Source organism: Acidobacteriota bacterium, assembly GCA_028874215.1.
Taxonomy (GTDB): Bacteria; Acidobacteriota; UBA6911; order RPQK01; family JAJDTT01; genus JAJDTT01.
The window spans coordinates 1-8987 of sequence record JAPPLF010000047.1; the positions used below are offsets into that span (position 1 = coordinate 1).

Below are 8987 nucleotides of genomic sequence, written 5' to 3' on the forward strand. Positions count from 1 at the left end.
AGTCGAAGCCCGCGGAGGTCCGGTTCAGGAAGGCCCCGATCTCCATGGAGCCGCGTACGTACTGAACCCGGCCATACGACATGCTTGCCCCGTTCTGGACGTTGAAGGGACCGATCCCGGAGTGGAGGATCCCCTGGCTGCCCGCGTATCCACCGGAGAACCGGAATCCGCTCTGGCCGTCCGGCGCGTCCCAGTCGGCTCGCAGATCCACCTTCGGCATCTGGGCCGTCACTCCCTGCAGCGGCGGGTAAAGAGTGCCCGTGTCATTCGGGATCTCGCCGAAGGGCCGCGGAAGCGGATCGTGCTGGGTGAAGCTGACGGTTGCCCGGTAGGCGAAGCGATCGTTCAGCGCCTGCGCGTGGGTCAGGGACCCCATGAGCTGGTTGCCCGCGTCCATCGGGTTGCCGGTGACGTTGCGATCGAACGAACCGAACCGGAGGTTCAGCGTTGTGCCCAGAGCGTCCCGCGGCGCCTTGGTGATCAGGTTCACGACGCCGCTCATGGCGTTCGCTCCCCAGATCGCCGAAGCCGGTCCGTTCACCACCTCGATCCGCTCCAGGTCGTCCAGTCCCACCGAGAGAAAGTCCCAACTGGTGAAGCCGAAAAAGTCCTGATACACCGAACGCCCGTCCACCAGGACCAGCTGCGAGGTGGCCAGGGCGGCTGAGGAGCCGCGGCTCGTGACGCTGTAATGCGTGCTGGAAAGCTGCGTTACGTTCACCCCCGGGGCCTGGCGCAGCAGGTCGCCGAAGTTGCTGGCGGCCTGGGTCTCGATCACCTCGGTCGGTATCACCGCGATCGCGGCAGGCGCATTCACGATCTCCTGCTCGACCCGGGAGGCGGACACCACGACCTGGTCGGTGAAGCGCGGGATGATGTCGGCGGGATCGGGGGCCCCTTCCGTTTCTTCCTGCCGTTCTTCGGTTTCCTGCCCCTCCTGTTCCTGGGTTGCGCCTGTTGCCGGCTCCGAGACTACGGTGGAGAACACAAGAGCGAGTGCAGCCACCGGCACCATCCCGTAGCGAGTGGCGAGGCGGTTCTGGTTCACGGCTGGCCTCCTTCCGACGCCGGCCGGTTCCACGTCCCGGGTGGGGACAAGTGTGGACACAGCCGGGCCAACCCATTGTAAGAGGGAGCACGTCCGAGGACCAGCGGACGATTCTCCCTGCAAAAGCACCGGTCTGCCCATCCCGACGGCTATCCTAAACCCTTTGGACCGCCCACCCGGCGTGGAGCCCTCCAAGACGTTTCCCTCACCCCATGTCCGAGCTCGATCAGAAACAGGTTCTGGAGATCCTCGCCCCGATCCGGAATCGCGAGTTCGGCGGCGACAGCATCGTGGCGCTTGGCCAGGTGGCCGACATCCGTATCTGCCGGCCGATCGTCAGCGTCACGGTGACGCTTCCGAACGTCGGGAGTGAAGTCGCCGACGAGATCCGGGCGCAGGTTCGGGAGGCAGTCCTCCGGTTGCCGGAAATCGAACGGGTGGAGGTGGCGGTGCGCACCGAAGTGAGTGCCTCACCGACATCCCGGGTGGAGCAGGACGCGGGCCCACCATCCGGGGGTCCCGGGCCGCGTGCTCCCGTGCCGGATCCCACCCGACCCGAGGGGGTTCAGAACGTGGTCGCCATTGCGTCCGGCAAGGGCGGGGTGGGAAAGAGCACGGTTTCCGCGAATCTCGCCGTTGCCCTGGCCGCGGACGGCGCTCGCGTCGGCCTTCTGGATGCCGATGTCTACGGACCGTCGCAGACGACCATGTTCGGGATGGATGATCGCCCGGCGACCGACGAGCGCCGCCGGCTGCTCCCGCTCGAGGCTCACGGAGTCCGGTTCATCTCAATGGGGATGCTCTCTTCCAAGGAGACTCCGGTCATCTGGCGCGGACCGATGGCCTCCCGGCTTGTCCAGCAGTTCTTTTCCGGAGTCGTCTGGGGTGAACTGGACTACCTGCTGGTGGATCTCCCACCGGGGACCGGAGATGTACAGCTCACGATTGCCCAGACGGCCGCGCTTGCGGGAGCCGTCATCGTTACGACGCCCCAGGCGGTGGCCCGGACGATCGCCGAGAAGGGACTCCGGATGTTCCAGCCGGTGCGCGTTCCCGTGCTCGGCGTGATCGAGAACATGAGTTCGTTCGCCTGTCCGCACTGCGGAGAGCGAACCGACATCTTTTCGACCGGCGGTGGCGAGGAAGTCGCCGGGGATCTGGGCCTGCCCTTCCTGGGCGGCGTGCCGCTCGATCCGCGGGTGGTCGTGGCCGGAGACGCGGGAACGCCGACGGTCGTCCGCGATCCCGAGAGTCCCGCCGCCGTCGCCTATCGGGAGATCGCCCGCCGGGTCGCACTCGAAGTGGCGCGATCCAACCAGGCCGCACGGGATGGAGCCGCCGAATCGGTACACGCGGAAGGCGGCGCGATGGTCGTGCGCTGGCACGATGGCTCGGAAGACCGTTTCGGGTTCGAGTACCTGCGGAACCATTGCCCGTGTGCCACCTGCGTGGACGAGTGGAGCGGCAAGCGCCGGTCGTTGACCCTATTGCTACCGACCAACTTCGCGCCCCGGAAGCTCGTTCCCGTCGGCAACTACGGTGTGCAGATCCATTGGAACGACGGCCATGAGACCGGGATCTACAGCCACCACCTGCTGCGCCGGCTCGCCCGGCAGAAGGAAGACGCCCCGACCCCGGTCGGCTAGCTCCGCCCGTGAGCGTGAGTGGCGCCGCGTTACCGCCCAGCCGGTAGTGGTCGCCCGCCTCCGGTGGGCTGCGCCGGGTCTGAAGACCGGCGTTCCCCTACCGAGTCGGCGACCCGCGCTGGACCTCGATCACACCCGGGACCGTCTGTAGCAGACGGGAAATGGCGCCAACCTCCTTGGCGTTCTCCACCGCAACGGTCACATAGATATCGCCGCGTTCCGCATCGTCAGCGGCGCCTTCGAAGGCCCGGATATCGGTGTCCGCCTCCGCGATGATCTTGGTGATGTCCGCGAGCATTCCCTTGCGGTTCTCGACCCGCACCAGGAAGCCGGCGTCGTATCGGGTTCCGGTGGTGGACTTCCAGGACACGTCGACCTGGCGTTCCGGGTCGCGCGCGAGGTCCGCGAGGTGCCGGCACTTGGCCGCATGAACCGCGACGCCCTTGCCTTTCGTGATGTACCCGGCGATGGCCTCGCCCGGTAGCGGAGAACAGCACCGGGCCCGGTGCACCAGGATGTCGTTCTGGCCACTCACCAGGATCTGTCCCGGATCACGCCCGATGATGCGTCGGACGGCGCCCGCGAACCCGGACTCCGAGGGAGGTTCCTTCTCGGGCGCGCGCTTGAGCTGGTCCGCGGGGACGGCGTCGGCCAGCGCGCGGGCAGCCGACACCTTGCCGTAGCCGATCGCGGCATAGAGGTCGTCCAGGTTGGGAGCTCCGTGGCGCTTCATCGCATCGGCGAGCCCCGGCGCGGAGCGGACCCGTCGCAGGCTCAAACCGTGGGACCGTGCTTCTTTCTCCAGAAGCTTCCGGCCGATCTCGATGCTCTCCCGCTTGGCCTCGGCGTTCAACCGAGCCCGGATCTTGCTCTTCGCACGGTTCGTGCGGGCGATCTTGAGCCAATCCTCGCTCGGCAGATGGTTTTTGCGGGTGAGGATTTCGCAGATGTCCCCGTTCCGCAGCTCGTACCGAAGGGGGGCCATGGCCCCGTTGACCCGTGCTCCGATGCAGCCGTGCCCGACCTCCGTGTGGATGGCGTAGGCGAAATCGATGGGTGTCGCTCCGCGGGGAAGCGACTTGACCTCCCCGCGCGGAGTGAAGCAGTGCACCTCGTCGGGGTAGAGGTCGATCTTCAGGCTGCTCAGGAACTCGTGGGGATCCTTGACCTCCTTTTGCCATTCGAGAACCTGGCGGAGCCAGGCGAAGCGCTTGATGTCCTGTTCGCCGTAGCTGCCGGAAGACTTGTAGCTCCAGTGGGCGGCGATCCCCTCTTCCGCCACCCGGTGCATGTCCGTGGTGCGAATCTGGACTTCGAAGTGTGTCCCCGACTCGGTCATCAGGCTCGTATGGAGGGATTGGTAGCCGTTGACGCGCGGCATCGCGATGAAGTCCTTGATCCGCCCCGGGATGGGCTTCCAGACGTTGTGAATCACTCCCAGCGCCGTGTAGCAGTGGGGCACCGTATCGGTCACCAGCCGCAGGGCGATGAAGTCGTACATCTGATCGAGCTCGATCTGCTGCCGATGCATCTTGCGATAGATGGAATAGATGCTCTTGGTTCGGCCGGACAGTTCACCCGGGATCTCTTCCGCCTGCAACTCGCGCTTCAGCGTCCGGCTGAGGTCACGAATGAAGTCTTCGGCCCACCGTTTCTTGGCCTTGACCCGAGCCTCGAGAACCTTGTAGGTCTGGGGTTCGAGGTGACGAAGCGCCAGATCCTGGAGCTCGGCTTCGATCCGCCCGATTCCAAGCCGCCCCGCGATCGGGGCGTAGACGTCCAGCGTCTCGGTGGCGATCCGCTGCCTCTTCTCCTCCCGGAGAAAGTCGAGCGTCCGCATGTTGTGCAGCCGATCGGCGAGCTTGATGAGGATGACCCTGGTGTCGTCGGTCATCGCGATGATCATCTTGCGAACGTTTTCCGCCTGGTTGGCCTCCGCGGAACTGAACTCCACGCGGCTCAGCTTGGTGAGGCCATCGATCACCCGGCTCACGTCCCGGCCGAACCGTCGCTCCAGATCCTGGTTCGTGACCTTGGTGTCCTCGACTACGTCGTGGAGGAGGCCGCAGGCGACGGAGACGATGTCGAGCTTCAGGTCCGCGAGGATCCCGGCCACCTCGAGCGGATGGTTCAGGTAGGGCTCGCCCGAGAGGCGGACCTGTCCCTGATGCGCCTTGGCGGCCACCACGTAGGCCGCGCGGAGCAGGTCGAAATCGGCGTCGGGCTGGTACGAGCGGACCCGGTCCCGAATCGTCTCGAACCGAATCATCGCTCGCCGGTCTCCCGCTTCATCTTCGCTCGCTTGTCTCCCGGTTTACCCTAGCAGTTGAGTCCACTTCCGGGACGGCAGCCGGCTTCCGGAAGGCGTTCCCCGTACCGGCAGAAAAAAACCCCGCCGGCCGCGGCCGAAGCGCGCGGCCGACGGGGGCCTGAGATCTTTTCCTGGTCTCTTGGGGAATCCGCTTGTCTAGCGTTCCTGGGCAGCCTCCGCGGCGGCAGCAGCGGCGGCGGCCGCTTCCTGCTCCATCCGGTCTCGGATGGCGATCGCCCGATTCCGGTACTCGTCGGCTTCGGCAGTCAAGGCGTCCGCGTTGCGCGGATCCACCTTCGCCAGTTCCCGCAGGAGGAGGTTCTTGTAGACGAGGGCGTCCACGTATTCGTCGTTCCGGACCAGAGCCTCGTCCAGCTGCGCCAGTCCGAGGTCGATGAACTCACGGCGCTGCCGCTCGGTCAGGTCAGGATCCCGATAGACCTTGTCCCAGTAGTAGGTCGCGATGAGGTAGTACCCCTCCGGGTTGTCCGGGTTCACGTCCCGAGCCTGTTCGAGCCATTCCATCGTCTCGTCGAAACGGCCGTACTTGTTGAACAGGTTGGCGACCTGGCGGTAGGCGATCGGATCGTCGGGATTCATCTCCACGGGAACCTTGTACGCCTCGATGGCCTTCTCGAAGAGCGGGTTGATCTCGGGATCGTGGAACCGCTCGTACACGTCGGCCAGGCCGTAGTAGAGCTCCGGAGTGCCCGGATTCATTTCGATCAGACGGTTGAAGTAGTACTCCGCTCCTTCGAGATCGTCGAGGTGGTCGCGATGGATGCCCGCAAGCTGTTCAGAGGCGTAGCGTTCATAGAGCTGAATGCTGTCCCTTGACGCCTGGTCCAGGGCCGGGTCCGCGAGCGCCTCTTCGACGGCGGCGATGGTGTCCTCGTAACCGTCGAGTGCGTTGTCGAGGTACTCCTCGTTCTGCGGATCGTCGAAGGTCGTCGGGCTGTAGAGCAGATGGTTGCTGCTGGCGCTGAAGAAATGCAGCGTCGTCTGGATGAGGGGGTTGTCCTCGGGCGCGTTCTCGGTGGCTTCCTGGTAGTAGCGGATCGCCTCCTCGTATTCCCTTCTCCCATAGGCTTCGTTCGCCTTGCCGAAGGCCCGCATGGCCTGCAGCATGTCGATGTAGTTGGGGAGTCCCCCGCGAAGAGGGGGAGCGGGCGAGATGACCAATCCGATCAAGAGAACCAAAGCGACGCCCACCGAAATGAGGACGATCGATTTTGTGTTTAGGGCCACTGCTTGTGATCTCCTCTGAGGCTGCGCGAGCAGCTACTGGGCGACGATCCCGACGCGCTCAACGCCATTCCCCTTCACGATGTCCAGAACGGAAACCACTTGTCCGTAGGTCAGGAAGGGATCGGCCTTGAGGAAGATCGTCTTGTCGGCGCGGGTCTCGAAGATGTCGCGGACACGCAGCGGGAGCTCCTCCGGCTCGACGACCTGCTTGTTGATGGTCACCTGTCCGGACGAGTCGATGCTCAGCACCAACTGGTTCGGATCCGGTTCGGCGTCAATGACCTGGTCCTGGTTGTCGGGCATCTCCACGTCGTGCCCCTGCTGGGTCAGCGGGGTGACGACCATGAAGATGATCAGCAAGACCAGAAGCACATCAATGAGCGGTGTGATGTTGATGTCGGAAGTGACTCCGCCGGAGGCGAATCCTGACATTCCCATGATGGTTTCTCCTGGGCGCGGGCCCTCTAGAGGTTGCTACTCGCCTGCCCGCTCGGTGATGAGGCCGATCTCGTCGGCTCCGCCATCACGGCAGAGCGACATCAGCCCGAGCACCTCGTGGTATGGAAGCCGCTCGTCGGCCTTCAGGTAGAGGATCTTGTCCGTCTTGCCCGCGAACTTCTCCACGAGGAGGTTCGGCAGCTCCTGCCTGGGGACGGAGATGAGGTCGAGATAGATCGCCCCATCCTCCCGGATCGCCACGTTGACGACATCGTCGCTGTCACCGTGATCGATCCCGTAGTCGGCTACCGGCAGCTTGACGTCCACTCCCTTCTGCAGAAGCGGCGTCACAACCATGAAGATGATGAGCAACACCAGCATGACGTCCGCGAGGGGGGTCACATTGATGTTGGCGTTGACGTCCTTGCTACCAAGTCCTGCCATTCCCATGACGCTTTACTCCTTGGTTTCCCTGTCCGCCACCCGGAACGGGAACGGAATGGGGCCCGCCGGCGCGGTTACCCCGGAGCCGGAAGAGGCTTTGGGGTGGCGCCAGCGGGGCATTGAAGGGGGAACTCCGACGGATCCGCGTCAGCGGCGGGCCATGAAGTCGATGAGCTCTGAGGCGCCGTTGTCCATCTCGACGCCGAACCCGTCGGCCCGGTTCGTCAGGTAGTTGAAGGCCCACACGGCCGGGATGGCGACGAAGAGTCCGAAGGCGGTCGCAATGAGCGCCTCCGCGATTCCGGCCGACACCGCGCCGATTCCGCCGGAACCCGTCAGCGCCATGCCGCGGAACGCGGTGATGATGCCGAGCACGGTTCCCAGAAGGCCCACGAAGGGAGCGGTGGCGCCCACTGTGGCGAGGCCCGAGAGGTTGCGGCGCAGGTCCATCATGCTGATGGCGGTCGCCCGCTGGATGGCCCGGTGGGCCGCTTCCATCGTGATGTCCTTGTCTCCGCTACCTTCCTCGGTCTGGAACTGGATTTCCTGAAGTCCAGCCAGCAGCACCTTGGCGAGGTGGCTGTTCTTGACATCCTTGTCCTTGCTCACCTTGATGGCGGTGTCGATGTTGCCCGCCTTGAGTTCCTTGGCGATGCGCACGGAGTAGCCGCGGGACTGGCCCTTCGCCTTCTGGTAGGTCAGCCAGCGCTCGATCATGACCGAGAGCGAATAAACCGACATGATGGCCATCACGCCGTTGATGAGCTTTGCAGCTGGCCCCATGTGGGACCAGATCTCAAGCAGGTCAAAAGACATTCCGTTCGTCCTCCTGGGATCTAGGAAAAAAGCGTTTGGCTTCTCCTGCCCGGGACCGGACTGAGGATCGGTACAAGTCGGATCGCTGGGATCCGGTCAATCCGCATCGTGGGCAGGGCGAAATCAGCCTTGATGAAGTGGTCTGGACTGGAAAACCGGGCTTCCGGGGTCGTCGTTCCGGATCGGCGTCAGCCGAGGTTGAAGGTTACCGTCACGGTCATGACGATGGGAACCGGCACGCCGTTGAGCAGAGTGGGCTGGTACCTCCACTGCCGCACGGCGTCCATCGCCGCCTGGTCGAGCAGGGGAATCGAGCGAAGCACCGAGATGTTCGTCACGTTGCCGGACGGGTCGATGATGGCCTCGAGGATCACCACTCCCGAAACCCGGGCCTGCTTGGCGATTTCCGGATAGATGGGCTGCACGTAGACCGTGCGGGTCGGCTCCCGGATCTCTCCTCCGACGCGGACCGGAGCGGCCTTGGGCGGCGGGGGCGGGGGGCCCGAGGGCAGACCGCCGACGATGCCGCCGATGATCCCGCCGGGGACTCCACCCTCGACGCCACCGGGCACTCCAAAGTCCACCCCGGCGTCACCGAGGTCGTCCGGAATGTCCACCGGCGCCACGAACTGCGGAGTCGTGTTGAGGACCGGCTTCGGAGCGGCCCGGCGCCGTGCCTTCGGTGGTGGCGGCGGCGGCGGCGGCGGGGGCGGCGGGGGCGCCGCAGCCATGAAGGTCATGATGCCTTCCGGAGTCGGGAGGTTGACGGCGAGGATGGGAATGACGATGAACGCCACCACAGCGCCGCCCTGGAGCAGAAACGAGAAGGCGAAACTGCCGAGGGAACGCCCGAGGTTCTGGTCGCGTCCCGCCAGTTCGAAGGTTGGCTCTCTTGACACGTTAGGCTCCTTTTCCCCGAATCGGGCCCTCCCTCTGCAACGGAGGGAGGGCGCGAAGGGGAAGCTGACAACAGCCCGGACAGCCGCCAGGTCCGAAGCCCTTGCGGGACGGCAGACGACTTGCCAGGCTGCCTGAG

The 8987-nt window shown here is 64.9% G+C and carries 8 protein-coding genes; 1 reads left to right on the forward strand and 7 read right to left on the reverse strand.

All coding sequences use genetic code 11. The features are described 5' to 3' along the window. Positions 1-1048, reverse strand: a 1048-nt coding sequence (locus OXT71_08910) for a TonB-dependent receptor plug domain-containing protein (protein MDE2926502.1), incomplete at its 3' end; no start/stop codon positions are given. Positions 1049-1260: 212 nt separating this feature from the next. On the opposite strand from OXT71_08910, the gene OXT71_08915 reads away from it, so the two are divergent. Continuing rightward, a complete protein-coding gene (locus OXT71_08915) occupies positions 1261-2694 on the forward strand; it encodes a P-loop NTPase (protein MDE2926503.1) in 1434 nt (477 codons plus the stop codon). A gap of 97 nt (positions 2695-2791) precedes the next feature. Here OXT71_08915 and OXT71_08920 read toward each other — a convergent pair whose 3' ends face one another. From OXT71_08920 to OXT71_08945, 6 genes are all read right to left on the reverse strand, one after another. After that, positions 2792-4963 (reverse strand): bifunctional (p)ppGpp synthetase/guanosine-3',5'-bis(diphosphate) 3'-pyrophosphohydrolase, encoded by a 2172-nt coding sequence (locus OXT71_08920; GenBank protein ID MDE2926504.1) that lies wholly within the window; start codon positions 4961-4963, stop codon positions 2792-2794. A gap of 198 nt (positions 4964-5161) precedes the next feature. Beyond that, on the reverse strand, positions 5162-6253 hold the full coding sequence (locus OXT71_08925) for a hypothetical protein (GenBank protein ID MDE2926505.1): 1092 nt from the start codon (positions 6251-6253) through the stop codon (positions 5162-5164). Between the two features lie 33 nt (positions 6254-6286). After that, positions 6287-6691, reverse strand: coding sequence for a biopolymer transporter ExbD (locus OXT71_08930; protein ID MDE2926506.1), 405 nt, complete (start codon positions 6689-6691; stop codon positions 6287-6289). A gap of 36 nt (positions 6692-6727) precedes the next feature. Beyond that, a complete protein-coding gene (locus OXT71_08935) occupies positions 6728-7135 on the reverse strand; it encodes a biopolymer transporter ExbD (protein ID MDE2926507.1) in 408 nt (135 codons plus the stop codon). Positions 7136-7282: 147 nt separating this feature from the next. Then, a complete protein-coding gene (locus OXT71_08940) occupies positions 7283-7852 on the reverse strand; it encodes a MotA/TolQ/ExbB proton channel family protein (protein MDE2926508.1) in 570 nt (189 codons plus the stop codon). A 287-nt stretch (positions 7853-8139) separates the two neighbouring features. Beyond that, on the reverse strand, positions 8140-8850 hold the full coding sequence (locus tag OXT71_08945; GenBank protein MDE2926509.1) for an energy transducer TonB: 711 nt from the start codon (positions 8848-8850) through the stop codon (positions 8140-8142). Between the last annotated feature and the right edge of the window lie 137 nt (positions 8851-8987).